20 protein-coding genes are annotated in these 22,987 nt (G+C 69.0%); 8 read left to right on the top strand and 12 right to left on the bottom strand.

What is annotated here, in order from left to right; all coding sequences use genetic code 11:
• Positions 1–108: 108 nt before the first annotated feature.
• The 4 genes from AC1C2U_RS15585 to AC1C2U_RS15570 form a co-directional block, all read right to left on the bottom strand.
• Positions 109–1,464 carry a cytochrome b/b6 domain-containing protein gene (locus tag AC1C2U_RS15585; protein ID WP_495362670.1) on the bottom strand — a complete coding sequence of 452 codons (1,356 nt, stop codon included), beginning with the start codon at positions 1,462–1,464 and terminating at the stop codon, positions 109–111.
• 342 nt (positions 1,465–1,806) lie between these two features.
• Positions 1,807–2,793 carry an electron transfer flavoprotein subunit alpha/FixB family protein gene (locus AC1C2U_RS15580; protein WP_495362669.1) on the bottom strand — a complete coding sequence of 329 codons (987 nt, stop codon included), beginning with the start codon at positions 2,791–2,793 and terminating at the stop codon, positions 1,807–1,809.
• Between the two features lie 11 nt (positions 2,794–2,804).
• A complete protein-coding gene (locus AC1C2U_RS15575) occupies positions 2,805–3,581 on the bottom strand; it encodes an electron transfer flavoprotein subunit beta/FixA family protein (RefSeq protein WP_495362668.1) in 777 nt (258 codons plus the stop codon).
• 265 nt (positions 3,582–3,846) lie between these two features.
• Complete coding sequence (locus AC1C2U_RS15570; protein ID WP_495362667.1) at positions 3,847–4,410, bottom strand: TetR/AcrR family transcriptional regulator; 564 nt, start codon at positions 4,408–4,410, stop codon at positions 3,847–3,849.
• Positions 4,411–4,512: 102 nt separating this feature from the next.
• Here AC1C2U_RS15570 and AC1C2U_RS15565 point away from each other — a divergent pair, with 102 nt between their 5' ends.
• A complete protein-coding gene (locus tag AC1C2U_RS15565; protein ID WP_495362666.1) occupies positions 4,513–5,238 on the top strand; it encodes an MBL fold metallo-hydrolase in 726 nt (241 codons plus the stop codon).
• A 136-nt stretch (positions 5,239–5,374) separates the two neighbouring features.
• On the opposite strand, the gene AC1C2U_RS15560 is transcribed toward AC1C2U_RS15565, so the two are convergent.
• Positions 5,375–6,982: a carboxyl transferase domain-containing protein gene (locus tag AC1C2U_RS15560; protein WP_495362665.1), complete on the bottom strand. Its 1,608-nt coding sequence runs from the start codon at positions 6,980–6,982 to the stop codon at positions 5,375–5,377.
• 100 nt (positions 6,983–7,082) lie between these two features.
• On the opposite strand from AC1C2U_RS15560, the gene AC1C2U_RS15555 reads away from it, so the two are divergent.
• Positions 7,083–7,760: a TetR/AcrR family transcriptional regulator gene (locus AC1C2U_RS15555; RefSeq protein WP_495362664.1), complete on the top strand. Its 678-nt coding sequence runs from the start codon at positions 7,083–7,085 to the stop codon at positions 7,758–7,760.
• On the top strand, positions 7,739–8,221 hold the full coding sequence (locus AC1C2U_RS15550) for a GNAT family N-acetyltransferase (protein ID WP_495362663.1): 483 nt from the start codon (positions 7,739–7,741) through the stop codon (positions 8,219–8,221). Before AC1C2U_RS15555 ends, AC1C2U_RS15550 begins: the two co-directional genes overlap by 22 nt.
• A gap of 23 nt (positions 8,222–8,244) precedes the next feature.
• On the opposite strand, the gene AC1C2U_RS15545 is transcribed toward AC1C2U_RS15550, so the two are convergent.
• The 4 genes from AC1C2U_RS15545 to pdhA are packed head-to-tail and all read right to left on the bottom strand — an operon-like array spanning position 8,245 to position 12,212.
• Positions 8,245–8,556 (bottom strand): 4a-hydroxytetrahydrobiopterin dehydratase, encoded by a 312-nt coding sequence (locus AC1C2U_RS15545; RefSeq protein WP_495362662.1) that lies wholly within the window; start codon positions 8,554–8,556, stop codon positions 8,245–8,247.
• Positions 8,557–8,611: 55 nt separating this feature from the next.
• The gene (locus tag AC1C2U_RS15540) at positions 8,612–10,015 is read right to left on the bottom strand and encodes a dihydrolipoamide acetyltransferase family protein (RefSeq protein ID WP_495362758.1); all 1,404 of its coding nucleotides are present in this window, start codon (positions 10,013–10,015) and stop codon (positions 8,612–8,614) included.
• Positions 10,016–10,020: 5 nt separating this feature from the next.
• Positions 10,021–11,031 carry an alpha-ketoacid dehydrogenase subunit beta gene (locus tag AC1C2U_RS15535; protein ID WP_495362661.1) on the bottom strand — a complete coding sequence of 337 codons (1,011 nt, stop codon included), beginning with the start codon at positions 11,029–11,031 and terminating at the stop codon, positions 10,021–10,023.
• A complete protein-coding gene (gene pdhA, locus AC1C2U_RS15530; protein WP_495362660.1) occupies positions 11,028–12,212 on the bottom strand; it encodes a pyruvate dehydrogenase (acetyl-transferring) E1 component subunit alpha in 1,185 nt (394 codons plus the stop codon). Before pdhA ends, AC1C2U_RS15535 begins: the two co-directional genes overlap by 4 nt.
• 166 nt (positions 12,213–12,378) lie before the next feature.
• Here pdhA and AC1C2U_RS15525 point away from each other — a divergent pair, with 166 nt between their 5' ends.
• Genes AC1C2U_RS15525 through AC1C2U_RS15515 form a run of 3 tightly spaced genes read left to right on the top strand, consistent with a single transcriptional unit; the run spans position 12,379 to position 13,787 of the window.
• A complete protein-coding gene (locus AC1C2U_RS15525; RefSeq protein ID WP_495362659.1) occupies positions 12,379–12,837 on the top strand; it encodes an Lrp/AsnC family transcriptional regulator in 459 nt (152 codons plus the stop codon).
• Positions 12,838–12,894: 57 nt separating this feature from the next.
• Positions 12,895–13,557 (top strand): ArsR/SmtB family transcription factor, encoded by a 663-nt coding sequence (locus AC1C2U_RS15520; protein WP_495362658.1) that lies wholly within the window; start codon positions 12,895–12,897, stop codon positions 13,555–13,557.
• Positions 13,554–13,787 carry a hypothetical protein gene (locus AC1C2U_RS15515; protein ID WP_495362657.1) on the top strand — a complete coding sequence of 78 codons (234 nt, stop codon included), beginning with the start codon at positions 13,554–13,556 and terminating at the stop codon, positions 13,785–13,787. Before AC1C2U_RS15520 ends, AC1C2U_RS15515 begins: the two co-directional genes overlap by 4 nt.
• A 245-nt stretch (positions 13,788–14,032) precedes the next feature.
• On the opposite strand, the gene AC1C2U_RS15510 is transcribed toward AC1C2U_RS15515, so the two are convergent.
• The gene (locus tag AC1C2U_RS15510; RefSeq protein WP_495362656.1) at positions 14,033–16,321 is read right to left on the bottom strand and encodes a polyribonucleotide nucleotidyltransferase; all 2,289 of its coding nucleotides are present in this window, start codon (positions 16,319–16,321) and stop codon (positions 14,033–14,035) included.
• A 424-nt stretch (positions 16,322–16,745) separates the two neighbouring features.
• Here AC1C2U_RS15510 and AC1C2U_RS15505 point away from each other — a divergent pair, with 424 nt between their 5' ends.
• Positions 16,746–16,937 (top strand): DUF5302 domain-containing protein, encoded by a 192-nt coding sequence (locus tag AC1C2U_RS15505; protein WP_495362655.1) that lies wholly within the window; start codon positions 16,746–16,748, stop codon positions 16,935–16,937.
• 258 nt (positions 16,938–17,195) lie between these two features.
• Positions 17,196–20,990 carry a DUF3376 domain-containing protein gene (locus AC1C2U_RS15500; protein WP_495362654.1) on the top strand — a complete coding sequence of 1,265 codons (3,795 nt, stop codon included), beginning with the start codon at positions 17,196–17,198 and terminating at the stop codon, positions 20,988–20,990.
• Here the strand turns inward: AC1C2U_RS15500 and AC1C2U_RS15495 are convergent.
• Complete coding sequence (locus AC1C2U_RS15495; RefSeq protein ID WP_495362653.1) at positions 20,965–21,594, bottom strand: FMN reductase; 630 nt, start codon at positions 21,592–21,594, stop codon at positions 20,965–20,967. The genes AC1C2U_RS15500 and AC1C2U_RS15495 overlap by 26 nt on opposite strands.
• Positions 21,594–22,754: an LLM class flavin-dependent oxidoreductase gene (locus AC1C2U_RS15490; RefSeq protein WP_495362652.1), complete on the bottom strand. Its 1,161-nt coding sequence runs from the start codon at positions 22,752–22,754 to the stop codon at positions 21,594–21,596. Before AC1C2U_RS15490 ends, AC1C2U_RS15495 begins: the two co-directional genes overlap by 1 nt.
• Between the last annotated feature and the right edge of the window lie 233 nt (positions 22,755–22,987).

Raw genomic sequence — 22,987 nt, 5'->3', positions numbered from 1 at the left:
CATCCGCGCCTCTCTGCGACGTTGCCTGCGCGCTCATCCAGTTAGCGCGCACTAACTGGAATTGATGTTAGCGGTCGCTAACTGAAATGACAAGCGCCCAGCGCCGACTCAGCCCCGACCGACCTTGCCGAACATCCCCGCGATCGGGGCGAGCACCGTCGGTCGAGCCGCGACCCACGCCGCTGCGATCACCACGAGAGAGGCGACGAAGATCCAGAAGCCCAGCCAGTTGTCGGCATCCTGAGCCGCGTACATGTGGTTCAGGTTGCGCAGCGCCCCGGTCGTGAAGACCAAGACGACGTGCACCGCGATGAAGGCGACGAAGTACAGCATCACCGGGAAGTGCACGGCGCGCGCCCACTCGACGGGATAGACCCGGCCCAGCGTTGTCGCGTTCTTCGGCCACAGCCCCGACATGCGCACGCCGGTCAGCGCGGCGAGCGGTGCCGCGATGAAGATCGTCGCGAAGTAGGCGAGCACCTGGAGGCTGTTGTAGTTGACCCACCCGTGCTCGAGCGGCCAGTTCAGCGACAGATACTGCAGGCCGGCCGAGATCGCATTCGGAATGACCTCCCAACTCGTCGGCACGACGCGCATCCACTGACCGGTCGCGAACAGGAGCACGACGAAGACGATGCCGTTGACCAGCCACAGGACGTCGAGCGCCTGGTGGAACCACAGGTTCAGGCTGATCTTGCCCTGCCCGGCCTTCGACCATCGCGGCGTCCAATAGGCGGCCGGTCGCTTCTCGGTGCGCACCTGGAGACCCGAGCGAATGATGAGCACGATGAGGAAGACGTTGAAGAAGTGCTGCCAGCCGAGCCACGCCGGCAGACCCACCGGCGCCCCGTCGGGCAGGTGCGTCTCGCCGGGGTAGGTCACGAGGAAGTCCTGCATGAAGTCCAGCCCGATGAACCACCGCGTGAGCTGCACGACGACGGTCGCGGCGCCGATGATCGCGAGAATGCCGACAACGGATGCCCCGACCCACTGCTTTCGCGTGAGTGGGCCGTATCGATTCGGACCGGATGCCGCGGGGGTGCTCTCCTGCGTCGCGGGCTCGGTCGTGCGCGGCACGGCGGATCCCGGGGGCGCCGAAGCCGCTTCGGCAGCAGCAATTTCGGGAACGGTCGCGGCAACGGCAACGTCGGGCGCGGGTGCTGCTGCGGGAAGTGCTGGTTCTGGGGCGAGGGCAGCCGCGGGAAGCGGAGCGGCTGGTACCGAAGCCGCGACTGGCGCCGGGGCGGCAGTGGCTGCTGCGGCCGGCGCGAACGTCGACGACGACGGCCACGGGTCTCCCCCGGCGACCCGCGGCAGCCCGCGCCGGACTGCACGGGCGGACGCCGCCTCGGGCGCGGCGGCCGGGGCCGCCTCTCGTGTGGCTGGCTTCGGAACGGCGGGCGAATCCGTCGGCTCGCCGACACCCGTGGGCGGTGCGACGGCTGCGGCCCCAGCATCGGTCACTTCGGAGGTCGCTGCGTTGGGAGCCTGGCGGGCCTCCGGCCACGGCCGGCCACCCGCCACGCGCGGAAGCCCGCTTCGAAGGCGAAGATCCGATCCCGATCCCTGTCCCTGTCCCGATCCCTGTCCCTGTCCCGGTGCCGGTGCCGGTCCCGGTGCGAGGGCTGCAGGAGCTCCCGGCATCGACGCAACAGTTGCCGCTGCAACCGGCACCGCAGCAGCCGCGTGGGTGTCAGTCGGCGCAGGGACGAGGTCGCCGGGCGCGTCGCCGGGCGGAGGCCAAGCGTCACCGCCGCGCTGGCGGGGCAGTCCGCGGCGCAGATTCCGCGCGTGGGAGGCCACTGGTCACCGCTTCCGCTCGGCAAGTGCGCTCATGAGCTGCGGCACGATGGTGAAGACATCGCCGACGACGCCGAAATCGGCGACCTCGAAGATCGGCGCGTCGGGGTCTTTGTTCACGGCGACGATGTGCTTGGCGGTCTGCATGCCGGCGCGGTGCTGGATCGCACCCGAGATGCCGAGCGCGATGTACAGCTGCGGTGACACCGAGACTCCGGTCTGCCCCACCTGGTGGCTCACCGGGATGTAGCCGGCGTCGACAGCGGCGCGCGATGCGCCGATGGCGGCGCCGAGCGCGTCGGCGAGCTCCTCGACGAGCGCGAACTTCTCGGCCGAGCCGAGGCCGCGACCGCCCGAGACGACCCTCGTCGCTCCCCGCAGTTCGGGCCGGCTCGACGCCTCGGTCACGGCCTCGACCGACTCGATGACCGCGAACGCTGCGCCCGAGGCCGGCACGTCGAGCGGCTCGAGCGCAACGGGCCGTGCCTCGGCACGCACGTCGATGGCGCCCTGGCGCACGGTGACGACGAGCGGTCCGAACGTCACCGCCGAGCCGACGCTGTACGCACCGCCGTAGACGGAGTGGCGAGCGACGATGCCCTCGTCGTCGCGCGAGACACCGATCGCGTCGACGGCGATCGGGGCTCTCGTGCGGGCGGCGAAGCGGCCCGCGATATCCCGGCCGTCGATCGAGTTCGAGATCAACACAGCGTCGGGCGCGACGGCCGCCGTGGCGGCCTCGAGCGCATCGACATACGGGATCGTGAGCTGAGACTGCGTCGAGGTCTGCTCGACGACGAGCACCCGCTCGGCCCCGGCAGCAGCAGCCTGCTCGGCGAGCGCCTGCGCCTGACCGGGCGCGATGACCGCGAGCGCAACGGGCGTGCCGACGAGCGAGGCGGCGCCGAGAAGGCCGGCCGCACTGGTCGCGAGCTCACCGTTCGGCGAGGTCCCGAGGAGGACGAGGATCGAGTCTGCGGGGTAGTCGGGCATGGATTCCTCTCTCAGACGAGCCGGTTCTCGATCAGGTACTCGGCGATCTTCGTGCCGCCATCGCCCTCATCGATGACCTTGACCCCCGCCGTACGCGGTGGCTTCTCGGCGATGGCGGTCATGATCGATACTGCGACCGAGAGATCGTGCAGCTCGATGCCGAGATCCGCCGCGCTCAGTGTCTCGAACGGCTTCTTCTTGGCCGCCATGATGCCCTTGAAGTTCGGGAAACGGGCGTTGGGGAGCGCCTCCGTGATCGAGACGACAGCGGGCAGCGTGGCGCTGACGCGCATGGCGGCATCATCGGTGGTGCGCGTACCCGACACCGAGTCGGCCGCGATCTCGATCGATGAGAGAGCGGTCGCGTTCGGCACGTCGAGCAGTTCGGCGAGCATCGCGGGAAGTACGCCGCCGCTGCCGTCGGTCGAGAGGTTGCCGGTGATGACGAGGTCGAACCCCGTTCGGCGGATCGCGGCGGCGAGTACGCGGGCGGTCAGTCCGAGATCCGCTCCGGCGAAGGCGGGGTCCGCGACGTGCACTGCGGATGCCGCTCCCATCGCGAGACCCTTGCGGATCGTCGCGGCGGCACTCTCGGGAGCCATCGATATGACGACGACATCGGCGTCGTCGTGAGAGTCGGCGAACGACAGCGCCACCTCGAGGGCCCGCTCGCTGATCTCGTCGAGCACGGCTTCGCTCGCGGCACGGTCGGCGAGCCCCGTCTCGAGGTCGAGCTTGCGTTCCCCGTACGTGTCGGGGACCTCCTTGACGAGGACGATGATCTTCATCGGGCGCGGGTCCTTTCCTCTGCCGGTGGGCAGCGTGGCACACCGGAGCCAGTCGAGCCGACCGCGATGTTCATGATCCCGTTCGACGCAACGCCTCGCTGGAATGGAGACACGGCCGCTCTCCCGCCCGATCGGGCGTGCTCAAGAGCCTGGCCATCGGGGCCTCCCTGTGACGTTGCCTCGCACGCTCACGGTTAGCGAGCATTAACTGGATCCGATGTTAGTGCCCGCTAACTGAAATGGCAAGAGTCGGGCATGACGTGGCTCACGCGCGCAAGGCCAGAGCGTCCGTGAGGCTCGCGATGCCGAACTCGAACGCGCGATCGACCTCGCCGCCGAGGCGGAACGCGCCCGAGAGCTCCATCGCGACGAACCCGTTCAGCCAGGCGGTCACCGTTCGCGCCGCATCGAGCGCGCGATCCTCGCCCGAGAGCTCGGCCGCGACGCGGATCACGGTGGCGCTCGCCCGCACGAGCGACGCGGGATCGAGGTCGAGATCGGCGCCCGGGCTGAACACGAGCCCGAATGCGACCGGCCGCTCGCGTGCGAAAGACCTCACCGCGCGCGCCAGTGCCGCCAACGCCCGTCGCGAGTCGGGCTCGACCGCGGCGACGGCATCGAGCCGGTCTCCGAGCTCGCGGATGGTCGCCTCGGCGACGCGTGAGACGAGTTCGCTTCGATTGCGGACCCGCTTGTAGAGCGAAGGCGCGCGCACCCCGACGCGAGCGGCGACGGCTTGCATCGTGAGGCCCGAGAGACCGCCCGATTCGAGCAGGGAGCGCCCGGCGGCGACGATCTCGTCGAGCGAGGTGCGGTCGGGTGTCGGCATCGGAACTCCATCCGTCGTTCATCACGGCTATTGACCGTAGCCATCATAGCTATGTAACATAGCCATCGTCACCCAGGCACACCCTGACTGCAAGGAATCACGATGAAGCTCGGCCCCTCCCTCCACCGCATCGGCTCCGATATCGTTGCCGTCTACCTCGTCGACACGCCCGAAGGCATCACCGTCATCGACGCCGGCCTCGCCGGGCAGTGGCGAGAACTCATCGCCGAGCTCGAAACGATGGGCCGCTCCCTCGACGACATCCGAGGCGTCGTACTCACCCACGGCGACACCGACCACATCGGCTTCGCCGAGCGCCTGCGCCGCGATCATGGCGTGCCCGTCTACGTGCATGAGGCCGACGCGGCTCGCGCTCGCGGCGAGGTCTCGACCAAGCCCGAGTGGGGTCATCTGAAGGTCGGGGCGACCGCGCGATTCCTCTGGTACGCGCTCACGCACAACGGGCTTCGCACCACCCCCCTCACCGAGGTCGTCGCCGTGCATGACGGCGACGTGCTCGACCTGCCGGGCGCACCGAAAGTGATCGCGATGCCCGGGCACTCCCCCGGCAGCATCGCGATCCACGTGCCCGTCGCCGACGCGGTCTTCGTCGGCGACGCGCTCACGACCCGCCACGTGCTCACCGGCGCGGTCGGCCCGCAACCGTCCCCGTTCACCGACGACCCCGCCGAGGCGCTCGCCTCGCTCCGACGCCTCGAGGGCCTCGGCGCCACTTGGGTGCTGCCCGGCCACGGCACGCCGTGGAACCGCGGCGTCGATGAGGCCGTGCGCGAGGTCGAGCGGGCGGCCGCGGCATCCGCTTCGTGACCGAGTGCACCTGACGCGCCGAACGTGCAGGTAACGCCCCTCAAGAGGCGCCAACTGCACTCTCGGCAGGCACACTGCGACCCACGACCCACGACGCGGGAGCGGACTCCAACGCGGCCGCCGACGCGGACGCGCCCTACATGCGGAAGAGTCCGAACGCGGGCTCGGGCAGCGGAGTGCGACTCGCCAGTTCGAGAGCGAGGGAGAGCACCGTGCGCGTGTCCTCGGGTGCGATGATGCCGTCGTCCCACAGCCGAGCGGTCGAGTGGTACGGACTGCCCTGGTCATCGTACTGGGCCCGGATCGGATCCTTGAACGCCTGCTCAGCGGCATCCGGCCAGTCTTCGCCCTTCACCGCGAGCTGGTCGCGCTTGACGGTCGCGAGTACGGATGCCGCCTGCTCGCCACCCATCACGGAGATGCGTGCATTCGGCCACATCCAGAGGAACCGCGGCGAGTAGGCGCGCCCGCACATCGAGTAGTTGCCTGCGCCGAACGAACCGCCGATCACAACCGTGAACTTCGGCACCCGCGTCGTCGCGACCGCGGTGACCATCTTCGCGCCGTGCTTGGCGATACCGCCCGACTCTGCATCGCGACCGACCATGAAACCCGAGATGTTCTGCAGGAAGACGAGCGGGATGCCGCGCTGGTCGCAGAGCTCGATGAAGTGCGCACCCTTCATGGCCGACTCGCTGAAGAGCACACCATTGTTCGCGACGATGCCGATGGGGTGTCCGTCGATGTGAGCGAAACCTGTGACGAGCGTGTCGCCGTACTCGCGCTTGAACTCGGTGAACTCGCTGCCGTCGACGAGGCGGGCGATGACCTCGCGCACGTCGTAGGGCTGTTGCACGTCGAGCGGCACGGCCGCCGTGAGCGTCGATGGGTCGACAGCGGGCGGGCGAGACTCGCGCACTACCCACGCGCGAGGCGATTGCGCTGGAAGGGTCGCGACCATGTCGCGCACGAGTTCGAGGGCGTGCTCGTCGTCTTCGGCGAGATGATCGGTCACCCCTGAGACCCGCGAGTGCAGTTCGCCGCCGCCGAGCTCTTCTGGCGTCACGATCTCGCCGATCGCCGCCTTCACGAGCGGCGGGCCGCCGAGGAAGATCGTGCCCTGGTTCCGCACGATCACGGTCTCGTCGCTCATGGCCGGCACGTAGGCGCCACCGGCGGTGCATGAGCCGAGCACTGCGGCGAGTTGCGGGATGCGCATCGACGAGAGTTGCGCCTGGTTGAAGAAGATGCGACCGAAGTGCTCACGATCGGGGAAGACTTCGTCTTGCAGGGGCAGGAACGCCCCGCCCGAGTCGACCAGGTAGATGCACGGCAGCCGGTGCTCCTTCGCGACCTCCTGGGCGCGCAAATGCTTCTTCACGGTCATCGGGTAGTAGGTGCCGCCCTTGACCGTGGCATCGTTGCAGACCACGAGTACCGGACGCCCGTGCACGAGTCCGATGCCGGTGATGATGCCCGCACCGGGCGAGTCTCCCCCGTACAGCCCGTCGGCCGCGAGGGGCGAGAGCTCGAGGAACGGGCTGCCCTCATCGAGCAGGCGATCGACGCGGTCACGAGGCAGCAGCTTGCCACGCGCGACGTGACGTTCACGGGATGCCGCGGGGCCGCCGGCGGCAGCTGTCGCGACCTTCTCACGGAGTTCGCGTTCGAGCACCGTGTGCCCGGCGGCGTTCGCGCGGGCCGCCTCACTGACGGGGTCGATGCCGCTGTGGAGAGTGCCCATTCCGCTTCGCCTTCGAGCTCGGCGCGGCCCCTTGTGCGGGTGCGCAATTTCGGTTAGTGTGCACTAACTCGATTCCCGATGTTAGCGAGCATTAACCGAGATGGCAACCACTTCGAGCGCGGTCGATCAGGCCGACACCGGCTTCACCACCGACGACGACGTCGACGACGTCGATGCAGCCGCAGCCGTCGTCACGACCGAGCGCAGCCGGCAGAAGGCCGACCGCCGCCAGGCGATCCTCACCGCAGCAGCCACGCTCTTCGCCGAGCGAGGTTACGCGGGCGTCACGATCGAAGACCTCGGCGCCGCCGTGGGCGTGCGTGGCCCGGCGGTGTACCGCCACTTCCCCGGTAAGGCCGCCGTGCTCGCCGCGATCCTGCAGGGTGCGAGCCGCACACTCCTCGACGGCGCCGAGCGAGTGATCGGCGAGACGCCCGACGCAACATCCGCCCTGCACAGGCTGATCGCATTCCACGTCGATTTCGCGCTCGGCGACGCCGACGTCATCCTCGTGCAAGACCGGGAGCTCGAGCAACTCGATGTCGGCGCACGGCACGAAGTGCGACTCCTCCAGCGCCAGTACGTCGAACACTGGGTCGACACCCTCGAAAGACTCCGGCCCGATCGGGCCGAGACGGAGCTCAGGTTCCGGGCACACGCCGCCTTCGGTCTCCTGAACTCCACTCCGCACAGCGCCCGCATCCCTGGGCGCAGACCTGCCGACGGCACCGTCCGCGGCATCCTGGAGGAAATGGCATGGGCGAGCCTCATGTCGTGACCCTGCGCGCGACCCGCGTGGGCGATCTCGACGCACTGTTCCGCTTCGAACAAGATCCTGTGGCCGTGCGCATGGCCGCGTTCACCCCGACCGACTCGAGAGATCGCGCCCTGTTCGACGCCCACTGGCAGCGGTTGTTCGACGACCCCACGGTCGATGCGCGCACCGTGCGAGCCGACGGAGACATCGTGGGCAGCGTCGCCCGCTGGTTCGAAGACGGTACCGCCGAGGTCACCTGCTGGATCGACCCCGGGCACTGGAACGAAGGCATTGCGACGCGCGCGATGCGGCTCTTCCTCGACTCGTTCTCCGAGCGGCCGGTGCGGGCGCGGGTCGCAGCTGACAATGCCGCGTCCATCGCCCTGCTCGAGACGCTCGGCTTCCGCCGCACGGGCGGCGACGTCGCGTTCGCGAACGCCCGCGGCACCGAGATCGAGGAGTTCACCCACATCCTCGAATAGAGCGGGCGGATGCCGCGGCGCGCTCAGTTGGCGGTGCGCGCGCCCTGCTCGGCCGCGAGCACGCCGATGCGTTGCGCGAGTGACACGTCACGCGGGGTGACACCGCCGACATCGTGCGAGGTCAGTTCGAACTCGACACGGCCCCAGCCCAGCCGCACATCGGGGTGATGGTTCAGCTCGTCGGCGACGACCGCCACGGCATCGAGGAGCCGCACCGCGCTCGCGAAATCGTCTGTCGCATATTCGGCAACCAAATGATCCTTGACGTGGATGAAGGCCGTTCCGGCGAGCCCGTCGGCAGTGTCGGCGGGCGAGAGGATGGTGCGTTCGTCCATGTGTCCATCCTCCCGCCGCCGCGTCGATTGCGCCAGAGGGTGCCGACGCCCACTCTCAGGCCATGGTCAGCGCGCGGCCCGGCTCACGAAGGATCGTGCCGATATCGGCGAGGAACCGGGACCCCTGCGCTCCGTCGACGAGACGATGGTCGAACGAGAGACTCAGCGTCATCAACTCGCGCAACGCGATCTCGCCGCGGTGCTCCCACGGCTGGCGGCGCACCGCCCCCATCGCGAGGATGGCCGCCTCGCCCGGGTTGAGGATGGGCGTGCCCGCGTCGATACCGAACACCCCGATGTTCGTGATCGAGATCGTGCCGCCGGTGAGCTCAGCGGGGGTCGTGCGGCCCGCACGCGCGGTCTCGGCAAGCGCGGCGATCGCGTCAGCGAGCTCGATGAGCGTCATGCGCCCCGCGCCCTTGACGTTCGGCACCACGAGTCCCCGCTCGGTCGCCGCGGCGATGCCGAGGTTGACACCGTCGAAGCGAACGATCTCCTGCGCGTCCTCGTCCCATCGCGAGTTGACTTCGGGCGTGCGGCGGGTGGCGAGGCACACGGCCTTCGCGACGACCGTGAGCGGGGTCACCTTGTGCCTGGCGAGGTCGCGATCTTCACGGATGCCGCGGAGGAGCTCCATCGTCGCCGTCACATCGACGGTAAGGAACTCGGTCACGTGCGGCGCCGTGAACGCGCTTCGAACCATCGCCGCCGCGGTGTGCTTGCGCACGCCCTTGATCGGGATGCGGGTCTCCGCTGGCGCGTCGACCGAGCCCGCTGGAGTGAGCGACGAGACGTCGTCGGGCACCGGCATCGCGAGACCGGACGCCGCGCGTTCGACGTCGTCGCGCGTGATCAGTCCGCGCTCCCCGGTGCCCGTGATCGTCTCGAGGTCGATGCCGAGGTCGCGGGCGAGCTTGCGCACTGGCGGCGTCGAGCGTGGACGCTCGGCCTGACGGGCCGCACCGGCCTGCGACGCGGATGCGTCGGGGGCGGCATCAGCGGGCACCCCGGCCATCTCGGGCAGCGGCGGAACGAGATCGTCGACGAGCGCCGTGCGACGTGCGCGCCGCTTCGGTCCCGACTCCGCTGCGGCGCCGTAGCCCACGAGGTTCGGGCCGGGCGCGGGATCGGACGCAGCGCTTTCGGAGCTGGCCTCGGGCGACTTCGGCATCGACGTCTGCGTGGCGGTCGAGGCATCCGGCACCGCGGCAGCGTCGGACTCCCCCGTGTCGCACGAGAACAACGGCGCGCCCACCTCGACGGTCTCACCCTCTGCCGCGTGCAACGCCGTGACGACGCCAGCGAACGGCGACGGCAGCTCGACCACGGCCTTGGCGGTCTCGACGTCGGCGATGATCTGGTTGAGTTCGACGCGGTCGCCGACGGCGACCCGCCAGGCGACGACCTCGGACTCGGTGAGGCCCTCGCCGAGGTCGGGCAGTGCGAAGGCTCTGATCATCGTGCTCACGCCGTCGCCCCGCTCATCGAGTTCGGTCGCCCGAGGACCCGGTCGACGCCGTCGAGGATGCGATCGAGGTCGGGCAGGTGGTGGCGCTCGAGCTTCGCCGGCGGATACGGGATGTCATGGCCGGTGACCCGCACTGGCGCGGCCTCGAGGAACTCGAAGCAGCGCTCGGTGATCGAGGCCGCGAGCTCGGCGCCGACGCCGCCCTGTTGCCCCGCTTCGTGGGTGATGACGAGGCGGCCGGTGCGGCGCACCGAAGCCTCGACGGTCGCGTAGTCGACCGGCGCGAGCGAGCGCAGGTCGATGACCTCGATCGAAACGCCGTCCTCGGCGGCAGCGATCGCTGCGTCGCGCGCGGTCTGCACGAGCGCGCCGTACGTCACGAGCGTGACGTCGGCGCCCGTGGTGACGGTGGTCGCGACGCCCATGGGTCGGGCGTCGGCGAGGCTCGCCGCCTCGTCGACCTCTCCCTTCACGTGGTAGCGCCGCTTCGGTTCGAAGAAGAGCACGGGGTCGTCACTCGCGATGGCCTGACGGATCATCACGTAGGCGTCGGCCGGATTCGAGCAGGCCACGACCCGAAGCCCTGCCGTGTGCGCGAAGTACGCCTCGGGCGACTCGGAGTGGTGTTCGGCCGCGCCGATGCCGCCGCCGAACGGCACGCGGATCGTGATCGGCATGCGCACGTTGCCGCGAGAGCGGTAGTGCAGCTTCGCGACCTGGGCGACGATCTGGTCGAAGCCCGGGTAGATGAAGCCGTCGAACTGGATCTCGACGACTGGGCGGAAGCCGCGATACGCGAGCCCCACCGCCGTGCCGACGATGCCTGCCTCGGAGAGCGGCGTGTCGACGACCCGCTTCGCCCCGAACTCGGACTTCAGGCCGTCGGTGACGCGGAAGACCCCGCCGAGCGTGCCGATGTCCTCGCCCATGAGCACGACCTTGTCGTCGTCGGCGAGCGCGCGACGAAGACCTGAGTTGAGCGCCTTTGCAAGCGTGAGTGTGGTCATCGTGGGTCTCCTTCGGCGGCGACGGATGCCGCGGCATCCCCATTGCCCTCCGTCGACGCAGCGTCGAACATCGCGAGGTAGCGCGTGTAGTGCTCGCGCTGCCGCTCGAGGTGGCTGTTGGGCTCTGCGTACACGTGGTCGAAGACCGTCAACGGCTCGGGATCGGTGATCGTCGTGATGGCGGCGCGAAGCTCGGCGGCGGCGCGGTCGGCCTCGGCCGTGACGTCGCGTTCGAGGCTCGCGATGTCGACGCCGGATGCCTCGAGCAGCGCGAGCACGCGCGACAGCGGATCGCGCCCGCTCCACTCGGCGAGCTCGTCGTCAGTGCGGTACCGCTTGGGGTCGTCGGCCGTCGTGTGCGGGCCCATGCGATAGGTCACCGCCTCGATGAATGTGGGCCCTTCGCCCCGTCGCGCGCGGTCGAGGGCGATGCGGGTCGCCGCGAGCACGGCCAGCACGTCGTTGCCGTCGACGCGCACGCCCGGCATGCCGAAGCCATCGGCTCGACGCGCGAGATGCTGCTTCGACTGCAGCCCGACGGGCTCGGAGATGGCCCACTGGTTGTTCTGGCAGAAGAACACGACCGGCGCGTCGAAGCTGGCGGCGAACACAAGGGCCTCGTTGACGTCGCCCTCGCTCGTGGCGCCGTCGCCGAAGTAGGCGACGGCTGCGGTGTCGGTGCCCTCCCAAGCCGCGCCCATGGCATAGCCGGTGGCGTGCAGCGCCTGCGCGCCGATGATGATCTGAGGCACGGCCATGCCGTGCTCGTACGGGTTCCAGCCCGAGGCCGCGGTTCCTCGCCACACCGAGAGGAGCTCGGCCGGCTGCACTCCGCGGCACCAGGCGAGCGCGTGCTCGCGATAGCTGGAGAAGATGAAGTCATCGTCGCGGAGTGCACGCCCGGAGCCGATCTGCGCCGCCTCCTGGCCGGCGAGCGGCGGCCAGAGTCCGAGCTCGCCCTGCCGTTGCAGCGCGGTCGCCTCGGTGTCGATGCGCCGCACGATCGCCATGTCACGGTAGAGGCGGCCGAGGGCCTCGAGGTCGACATCGGCGACCCACGGGTCGAAGTCCGCGTTCGAACGGCGCTCGCCGGTCGGGCTGACGAGCTGCACGAAGTCGTCTGGCCGGGTGAACTCGCGCTGCGTGAGGAGCCCGGTGGCGTCTCGGTCGGATGGGGTCATCGTCGATCCTCGCTGTCGGCGGGCTCGCTTCGTGGGCTGCCCGCGCCCGGCGGCTCTGCCGGATACCCAGATCGTACGTGGATCTGGCACACAGCTCAACCAGCCTGTGACATGTTGAGCATGTTGCACGGTTCATGCGCGCATCTGAGTGCTATCGTGTGGCATTATGACCGGTTACGACGCCGTTGACAAGGCGCTGCTCATCGCCCTCGCCCCCGACCCTCGCGCGACGGTGGTCGCACTCGCCGACGGGCTCGGCCTCTCGCGCAACACGGTGCAGGCGCGCATGGCGCGGCTCGAGGCATCCGGTGCCTTCCTGTCGTTCGAGCGCAGCATGGATCCGGCGCCGCTCGGCTACCCGATCGAGGCGTTCATCGCCGTGCACGTGCGCCAGAAGCTCCTCGGCGACGTCGTCGACGAGATCGGCCGCATCCCCGAGGTGATCCAGGCGCATGGCCTCTCGGGGTCGATCGACCTGCTGGTGCGCGTCGTCTGTCGTGACGCGCACGACCTCTTCCGCATCGACGGCGAGATCCTCGCGATCGACGGCGTCGAGCGCACCGAGACCTCGCTCGCGATGGGCGAGCTCATCCCCTACCGACTTGGGCCACTGCTCGAGCGGTGATCGACATGTTGCAAAGAAACCCTTGCAAAGGTTTCTTTGCAACGCTATCTTTGCAACATGGATGACACGAACGGCGACGACCTCGAAAGACAGCCGAGCAGCACGCGGCACCCGGGCGTCGACCATATGCTCACGAGCTCGAGCCTGAAGAGCCTCGCCCACCCGCTCCGTGTGCGCATCTACGACGAGCTCTCGGCGTACGGGCCGTTCACCGCCAGTGGCCTCGCCGCGCGTCTCGACGAGTCCAGCGGCGCAACGAGCTACCACTTGCGCCAGCTCGAGCGCGCGGGTCTCGTACGCGAAGACGAGACCCGGGGCAAGGGTCGCGAGCGCTGGTGGGAGCGCCGACCGGGGGCGATCACGGTCCCGGATGCCCGGAGGCTGCCGCCAGGCAGCGCCGAACGGCTCGCGGTGCGCATGTTGGAAGACGAGTGGTACCGCACCCGCGAACGGAACTTCCACGAGTACCTCGCCGAGGGAGAACACGTCTTCGGAGCCGAGTGGCTCGACGTCGCCACCTCGGACACGATCAACGTGCGCCTGACGGCCGAGCAACTGCATGCGCTCGTCGTCGATCTCGACGTCGTTCTCAAGAGGTACCTCGACGCCTACAAGCGCACACCGACACCGGGCGCGCGCCCGGTGCAGCTCCACATCAACGCGTTCCCACTCGTGCGGGGCGAGCTCACTCCCGCACCGACCGAGAAGGAATCATCATGAACACCGCAACGTTGGGAGGCCCGACCTCCCGCCCCGTCTTCCCCACCGGGGTGCCCGGCCTCGCCGTCCGTGCTGGCCGCGCGCTCGAGAGCTGGGGCGCACGTCGCGCGTCCGCCCGCCCGACACGCGACGAACTCACGCAACTCATCGCGCTTCGAGGCGAGGCGCGCCGCGCCGTCGCCGACAACGCGGAGTCGATGCGGCGCGCCGGGCTACCCCCGGTGAGCTGACACTGAGATCGACATCGACCGGACGTTCTCCCCCGCCCTGCTGCGGGTGCGCGCAATTCAGGTCGGCCTGCGGCGTATCGGGTCCGAGCGCGGCGTCTCGCGACCGCGACACCTCCGCACCCCGGATTGTGCACATGTCGACGACTGCTGAGACGACGGATACCCCGTAAACCGACGGATGCCCCGCCCGAACGTGTCGGGCGGGGCATCCGCGTGTCGTCGCTCAGGCGACGAACCGGCGCGAACTACGCGTCGACGTCGGCACCCTCGGCCGGAGCCTCGGCGTGCGTGCCGTCGGTCTCGCGACCGCTGGTGTCGGCATCTTCGGCCATCACCGGGGCGAGTGAGAGCTTGCCGCGGTCGTCGATCTTCGTGATCTCGACGAGGATCTTCTGTCCGACGGCGAGCACGTCGTCGACGTTCTCGACGCGCTTGCCACCGGCGAGCTTGCGCACCTCGGAGATGTGCAGCAGGCCGTCTTTGCCCGGGAGCAGTGAGACGAACGCACCGAACGCGGCGATCTTGACGACGGTTCCGAGGAACTGCTCGCCGGCCTCGGGGTTCGTCGGGTTCGCGATCGCGTTGACCTGGGCGCGGGCTGCCTCGGCCGACGGACCGTCGGTCGCGCCGATGTAGACGGTGCCGTCCTCCTCGATGGAGATGTCGGCGCCGGTCTCATCCTGGATCGCGTTGATCGTCTTGCCCTTCGGGCCGATCAGCTCACCGATCTTGTCGACGGGGATCTGCACCGAGATCACGCGGGGCGCGGTCGGGGCCATCTCGTCGGGACCGTCGATCGCCGCGTTCAGCACGGCGAGGATCGTCGTGCGGGCGTCCTTCGCCTGCGTCAGCGCGCCGGCGAGCACCGAGGCGGGGATGCCGTCGAGCTTCGTGTCGAGCTGGATCGCGGTGACGAACTCCGACGTGCCGGCGACCTTGAAGTCCATGTCGCCGAGGGCGTCTTCGGCGCCGAGGATGTCGGTGAGCGCCGCGTAGCGGGTCTCACCGTTCACGGTGTCGGAGATGAGCCCCATCGCGATGCCGGCGACGGGAGCGCGCAGCGGCACACCCGCGTTCAGCAGTGCGAGGGTCGAGGCGCAGACCGAGCCCATCGATGTCGAGCCGTTGGAGCCGAGAGCCTCGGACACCTGGCGGATCGCGTAGGGGAACTCTTCACGCGTGGGCAGCACGGGCACGAGCGCGCGCTCGGCGAGTGCGCCGTGCCCGATCTCGCGACGCTTCGGCGACCCGACACGACCGGTCTCACCGGTCGAGTAGGGCGGGAAGTTGTAGTTGTGCATGTAGCGCTTCTTGGTGACCGGGCTCAGCGAGTCGATCGACTGCTCGAGCTTCAGCATGTTCAGCGTCGTGACGCCGAGGATCTGGGTCTCACCACGCTGGAAGATGGCCGAGCCGTGCACGCGAGGCACGACCTGCACCTCTGCGTCGAGCGGGCGGATGTCGGCGAGCCCGCGGCCGTCGATGCGCACACCCTCTTCGAGCACGCGCGAACGCACGACGTGCTTCGTGACCGACTTGTACGCGGCGGAAACCTCGGCGTTGGCCGACTCGGGCAGCTCGCCCGCTCCGACCTTCGCTGCGACGTGCTCCTTGGCGCGAGCCTTGAGCGCGTCGTCGGCGTCTTGACGAGCGACCTTCTCGGCGATCTTGTAGATGCCCTTGAGCTCTTCGAGTGCGAACGCCTCGACGACGCTCTTCGTCTCCGCCTGGTAGGGCGGGAACGTCGGGTAGTCGGCGGTGGGCTTCGCAGCGGTCTTCGCGACGTGCTGCTGCGCCTCGACGAGCTGCTTGATGAAGGGCTTCGACGCTTCGATGCCCTGCGCGATGACGGCCTCGTCGGGCTTGATCCCGCCTGCCTGAATGAGGTTCCACGCGTTGTCGGTGGCCTCGGCCTCGATCATCATGATCGCGACATCCTGCGAGCCGTCGGCCTCAGTGATCACGCGACCGGCGACGACCATGCTGAACACGGCGTCTTCGATCTGCGAGTACTTCGGGAAGGCGACCCACTGGCCGTCGATGAGGGCGACGCGAACGCCGCCGACCGGACCGGAGAACGGCAGGCCGGAGAGCTGGGTCGAGAGCGACGCCGCGTTGATCGCGAGCACGTCGTAGTATTCGTCGGGCTCGATGGCGAGCACGGTGATGACGACCTGCACCTCGTTGCGGAGGCCCTCGACGAACGAGGGACGCAGGGGGCGGTCGATCAGGCGGCAGGTGAGGATCGCCTCGGTCGAGGGGCGACCCTCGCGACGGAAGAACGAGCCCGGGATGCGCCCTGCGGCATACATACGCTCTTCGACGTCGATCGTGAGCGGGAAGAAGTCGAAGTGCTCCTTCGGCTGCTTGGAGACCGAGGTCGCCGAGAGCAGCATGGTCTCTTCGTCGATGTAGGCGACGGCGGAGCCCTGCGACTGCTGGGCGAGACGGCCGGTCTCGAAGCGGATGGTGCGGGTGCCGAACTTGCCATTGTCGATGACGGCTTCGGCGAACGTGATTTCTGGACCTTCCAAGAGGTCGTCTCCTTTGTTTACCGTCGCACCCCGTGTGGGCGCGACTCATACAGAGGAGCAGGAACAGGCAATACGAATCGCATCGATCGATGCGTTCACGCTGGCCACCAGTAGAAGTCCACCAAACCGGCCGGCTTGGTAATCCACCACAGGGGACCAGCTTCCTGCCGGCCTGCTCCAAGTGCTCGAGTGAGCACAGGGCCCATCGCGAACACAGTGCTCGATATTCGATTGTGCGTCTGCGCCCGTACAGGCAAGCGCCGGTTCACGGCACATCAGACGACGGCAACCCATCGAGCCACCGTTTCAATGCTAGCAGAGCGCGCGATTTCGACCGGCGAACAGCGGATGTCGCCTGCAGCGCGCCGTCGGCGCCGCGTCGCGTGGTGCGCGAGACCGCGGCATCCGTGGCAAACTCGAATGCATGAGTTCCGACGAGCAGAGCACACAGGGCCCCTCCGAGGAGACGAAGCGCAAGTTCCGCGAGGCGCTCGATCGCAAGAACAACGCGTCCAAGAAGCGTGAGGGCGAAGCGCACCTCGACGGCGGCGGCGGCGCGAACCACACGCAGGGTCCCGCCGAGCACAAGCGCGAGTTCCGACGCAAGAGCGGCTGAACGGGCCTCACTCCACCTCGGCAGCGGCATCGACGGCAGCAGAACGGCGCGGGCGCCGTCGAGCGAGTGGTCGATGGGGCTGGATCGAGGGGCGATCACGAGCGCGTCGTGGCCACGCCGTTCGAGGTACAGCCGCCGGAGGCTTGCGAGTGGGCGCGAGTTTCGCCCGGCCGGAATCGGTGCGAGCCCTGAGGTCGCGCGTACTGCCGCGTCGGTACGATGTGGCCAGCCCGCAAGACCTCCGTCGAGGAGTCGCCGATGTCCGCACCGAACCCGCTGCTTCACGAGTACGTCACCCTCCGCCTCGATTCCGAGAGCGAGGCCGAGCGCGGCTACGGTGTCTTCCCCGCGCCGGCGGGAATCGACCTCGCACCGCCCGAACCCGGATGCGCGGTCGCGCCGGGCGGCCCCAGCGACCTGAACCAGCGTGTCTTCCTCCCCGAGGGGGCACGGCCCTACCACGCACGAGGCTTGAGGGCCGCACTGGCGATGAAGGGCGGAGTGAGCCTTGCGGTGTGGATCGGCGGGGCGATCGCCGAACTCGACATCCTCCGTCGCATCCGCATCTACCGCGATGACGGAGACCCGCGTCCGAAAGCGCTGCTCATCCACCCGAACGGGCACGAGGCCGACGCCCACCTGCTCGCGCGGGCGGACGCCTACGCACGACTCCTGTGCTCGAGGGGATACGACCGGGTCGAGTACGACGTGCTCGCCGGTGCCAGCGCGGGCGGCCTGAACGGCGTCATGTACGCCGTCGCCCAGCGAGCCGGCGTCGGACTCGAGGGAATTCTCGGCACGTGGCTCAGCACCGGCTCGGCCTGGGGTCTGCTGCAGACGGGGCGTCGTGCCGCATACGATTCGGTGCTTCGCGGCGACGAGTACTTCTGGGTCGAGCTCGATCGTGCCCTCGCCGACATCGCATCGGGCACGGTGAGTCCGGGTGGGGCCGGCCAGGCACCGAAGGCGGTCAATCCGCCGCATCCCGCCCTCGCTGTGCCCCACGTCGTCGTCGACCTCTCAGCGACACTCATCGACGCGAGGGACACGAACGAACGGAGTGCAGCAGAGGGCCGGGCGCACTTCCGGTTCGTCGGGGCCGACGTCGATCCGGTACCCGATCGCGGCATTCCCGGCCAGAGCGCCACCGACATCCGGCGGAAGCGGGACTTCGCGCGCCTCGCCTACGCGGCTCGCGCAACGTCGTCGTTCCCTGGGGCGTTCGAACCGGCCCTCATCTATTCCGACGAGGAGCCGCTCACCGGCCCCGACGCCATCACGAGTCCGCCCGACATGCGCAACGTCTTCAGCGCGCACCGGGAGCGAGGTCGAGCGCATCCGTTCCGGGTCGTCGACGGCGGCGTGCTCGACAACATCCCGATCGACCGCGCGCTTCGGGCTGTGCGCAACATCCCAGCGAACGAGCACGTGAACCGGGCGCTGATCTACCTGGATCCCTCACCGAAGGAGACCTCGCACTGGCTCATCCGTGCGACCGCATACAACGGGCCGGCACCCGAGCTGACGCCGGACTCGGCGACTGCGCGGAACGACCCGCTCTCACGATTCCTGTCGCCGATACTCACCGCGGTGCGCAAGCGCGCCGGGTCGGAGTCGAGTGAAGACGAGATCGACGCGGTCGATGCCGCGCGCACCGCCGCGCTCGTCGTCAAGGGCCGCGACGAGATGCTCGCGGTGCGACTGGACGGCGGGCCGGTCGCGGCAGACGGCCCGGCCGCGCTGACGCATGACGCGGCGTTCGCACGGCTGCGATCCACGACCGACGCGGCGTTCCTGCGCTCGGTCTTCACTCGCCCCGGCGAGTGGACGCTCGGCACGAATCTCGTCGACCGTCCGGCCCGGCGGGCACTCGATCGCATCAGCATCGGCCGATTCGAGAAGGCGCTTCGCGCCGTGCTCGACGATCTGAGTCGTGGCACGCTCCCCGACGGCGTGCCGATCGACGCGATCCCGGCCGGCTCCCAGACGCTCGTCGATGCCTCGTACTGCGCGCTCACCTGGATCCGCGCCATCGAAGACCAGAGCTTTCGGACAGTCTCGCTGCATGCCTTCGACGCCGCGGTCGGCGATGAACCCGCCACCCGGGCGCGCCCGCGAGCTGCGATCCGCGAGTGCCTCTATGCCGTGATGAGCGAGGCCCGCGATCTCAGGGACTCGGCTGTCGAACGCACGCTCGATGCCGTCAATGGCATCCCACAGGTCGAGGGCACGCTCTCCGACGTCCGTGCGCGCCGGCTCGTGCTGACGTGGCTCACGGCGAACGCCGCAGCCCCCGAGCGGCGACGCGAGCTCTGGGAAGAACTCGATCGCATCGTGCGCTGGCTGCAGGACGCGAGCGCCGTGCTCGAACGATTTCCCGAACAGTCGGGATGGCTGGAGTCGCCCTGGAACCGCCTGCCCGCTTCGTCGGTGGACCTGCCTGCGAGAGATCTTCCGCTCATCTTCGCGGGCAGCGGCATGCCGACGGCAATGTCGACCGTGCGATTCCATCGCATCGGCTCCGACACCCAGCCTGCCTCGCCCCGGCTCTATCGAACCCTGTTCGACGCCCAGTTGCTCGAGGGCTATCGGGCGACGCTGGCCAAACCGATCGATCAACTCGACCGCGACAGCGTCGTGAAGCTGCTCGACGACGAAGCCGAGCTGCGGTCGTCGTCGAAGCTGGCCGGACTCCGCATCGCGAACTTCGCCGGCTTCCTGAGTGCGGCGTGGCGTCGCAACGACTGGTGGTGGGGGCGCCTCGACGCATCGGCCGGCATGCTCGAACTGCTCGGCAGCATGGAGCGGGCTCCGGATGTCCCGGGCAACGCGATGCCCACCGCGATCGAAGCCGATGTCGAGCTGCACACCGTCCACGATGCGCTCCTCCTCGAACTGAACGCAGACGATGCACGCCCGTACGAGCACGCCATCGAATCGGCCGACGCCGACGCCGTGCGCGCGGAGCTCGTGCGCGGCACGCAGGACCTCGAGTCGTTGCATTCCGGGTATCGCGTGGCGCTCGCCTCCCGGGTGGTGCGTTCCGCATCCGCCGCGCTCGTGCGCGGCACCGGCACGCTTTCGCCGATGCGGGTGCTGCAGTGGATCATCCGACCCCTGCTCGTGCTCGTTCCCGCGGTGCTCTCGCCGCCGCGACTCATTCTCGCGATCGTGATCATCGCCTGCGGCATCCTGCTCGCCTGGCCCGAGCTCGAGGATCCGGCGCCACTGGCCTGGCCGTCGACGTCGAGGTGGGTGATGTTCGTCATCGTCGCCGCGTTCGCGGCGTTCCGGTTGACAAGCGCCGCCGCGTCGTGGCGGCGTCACTGGCTCGTCGTGGCCAATCACACGGAGGAGTCGAGCCGGGCGCGCCGGGTCATCGCCGCGGCCGAGCGACGGGCGACCATCCTGCGTTCCACCCTCGTCGGGATCACGATCGTGCTCTTCATCGTGTTCGCCGCGGCGTGCCTCGTCTACGGCCTCTGGGGCGTGCCCTTCTGGTTGTCGCTCATCGCAGTGCTGGCGGCGACGGAGGTGACGAGCCGGGCGCTTCAGACTGTGCCGGCCGCCCGGCGATCCCGACCCGGGCGCTGGGTCGCCCTCGCCGTGCTGGCGGCAGCGGCGTTCGCGGTCACGGCAGTGCTGCCCGCGAGCCTCGATGCGCTCACAGCGGGAATGTCGGAGCCCTGGAACCACGTCGTCTGGCGGTCGATCGCCGCGGCGATCGTCGCGGCTGCCCTCACCCTCACACTGTTCGCTCAGGCGCTGCGAGTGCGCCAGTTGCTCGCGGTGACCGCGACCACCGTCGTGACGACGGCGGTCGCCGTCATCATCACGACGCTGGCCCTCAGCCGATCGACGATCGAGACGCAGACCTGGGTCGGGTTCGTCGTCTGCGCGTGGGTGGCCGGCACGACGATCTGGTGGGCTCCGTGGTTTCGCGGGTGGGACACCGGCCAAGCCGGCATGCCGAAGGACTCGGTGCACGATCTGGAGCCCGGCTCGCTCGTCTCAGCCGACGAGGAGGTCACTCCCCCGCCAGACCCCCGATGAGGTGGCCGAACGGACGGTCGAGTGCGAACGGGTCACGCACCGTCGTCGAGCGATCGCTCGCCGCGACGAGCGCCGCGAGCTCACCTGCAGCCCGCTCGATGCGCGCCGGCAGTGTCTTCACGCTGTCGGCGGACTCGCCCCAGTCACCGGTCGCGGCGAAGACGCCCGTCGGCGTGACGATCGCGTGCAGGTAGGTGAACATCGGCCGGAGCGCGTAGTCGAGCGCGAGCGAATGGCGCGGCGTACCGGCGGTGGCGCCGATCACGACGGGGAGGTCGGCGAGCGCGGCGCTGTCGACCACGTCGAAGAACGACTTGAAGAGCCCCGAGTAGCTCGTCGTGAAGATCGGCGTAACGGCGATGAGTCCGTCGGCACCGGTCACGGCCTCGATGACCGCCTCGAGCTTCGGGCTCGGGAAGCCAGTCAGCATGTGGTTCATGATGTCGGTCGCGACATCCCGGAGCTCGAAGGTCTCGACGGTCGTGTCGATGCCCTGCTCGGTGAGCTTGGCGACGGTGGCCTCGGTGAGCTTGTCGGCGAGCATGCGCGTCGAGGAGGGCTGGCTCAGCCCTGCCGAGACGACGGCCAGGGTGCGAGTGGTCATCAGGCTCCCTTCGCCGCTGCGGCGCCGAACGCGGCGCCTTTCGGGGTCTCGATACGCTCGCTGGCGCTCGCTACTCGACCAGCGGTGGAGTTGCGCGCGGTGACGAGCGACGCGTGCGTCGGGGCATCCGGAACAGTCTCCGGGCGGTTCTTCGCGAACTCGCGGCGCAGCACCGGCACGACCTCTGAGCCCAGCAGGTCGAGCTGCTCGAGCACGGTCTTCAGTGGAAGGCCCGCGTGGTCCATGAGGAAGAGCTGGCGCTGGTAGTCGCCGACGTAGTCGCGGAAGCCGAGGGTCTTGTCGATGACCTCCTGAGGGCTGCCGACGGTGAGCGGAGTCTGCGAGGTGAATTCCTCGAGGCTCGGGCCGTGTCCGTAGACGGGTGCGTTGTCGAAGTACGGGCGGAACTCGCGCACGGCGTCTTGCGAGTTCTTGCGCATGAAGACCTGCCCGCCGAGTCCGACGATCGCCTGGGCGGCGGTGCCGTGCTCGTAGTGCTCGAAGCGCTGGCGGTAGAGCGCCACCATGCGCTGCGTGTGCGACGCTGGCCAGAAGATGTGGTTCGCGAAGAATCCGTCGCCGTAGTAGGCGGCCTGCTCGGCGATCTCGGGACTGCGGATGGAACCGTGCCAGACGAACGGCGGCACGTCGTCGAGCGGCCTCGGGGTCGATTGGAAGCCCTGCAGCGGGGTGCGGAACTGGCCGTCCCAGTCGACGGAGTCTTCACGCCACAGGCGATGCAGGAGGGCGTAGTTCTCGAGGGCGAGGTTGATGCCCTGGCGGATGTCCTTGCCGAACCACGGGTAGACCGGCCCGGTGTTGCCGCGGCCGAGCATGAGGTCGACGCGGCCATCGGCCAGGTGCTGGAGCATCGCGAAGTCTTCGGCGATCTTGACAGGGTCGTTCGTCGTGATGAGGGTCGTCGAGGTCGTCAGCTGCAACGTGGAGGTCTTCGCCGCGATGTAGGCGAGCGTCGTTGTGGGCGAGGAGGAGAAGAACGGCGGGTTGTGATGCTCACCGAGCGCGAAGACATCGAGGCCCACCTCTTCGGCATGCTGGGCGATCTTCACGACGTCGGTGATGCGCTCGTGCTCGCTCGGCGTGCGTCCCGTCGTGGGGTCTTGCGTGATGTCGCTGACGGTGAAGATTCCGAACTGCATGTTGCCCTCCTGGGCTCGTCCTCGCGAGGTATCCGTAATGCATACTTTTGCATACACTTTGAATAACGGATGCCCCTCGCCCACTATTCCCGATCGATCGGCTCCGCGCACGTCGAGGGCGGGGTTGCCGACTCGGCACCCCCGCCCTCGATCGCCAGCCTCAGTCGATGGGGCTGTGTTCGTGGCCTCCGCCACCGCCGGCCGTGCCCTGCGGGCCGGCCGGGAAGGAACGA

Source organism: Agromyces sp. Y575 (genome assembly GCF_059445445.1).
The sequence above is the reverse complement of the archived record's forward strand: the minus strand, read 5'-3'. Positions and strand labels throughout refer to the sequence as shown.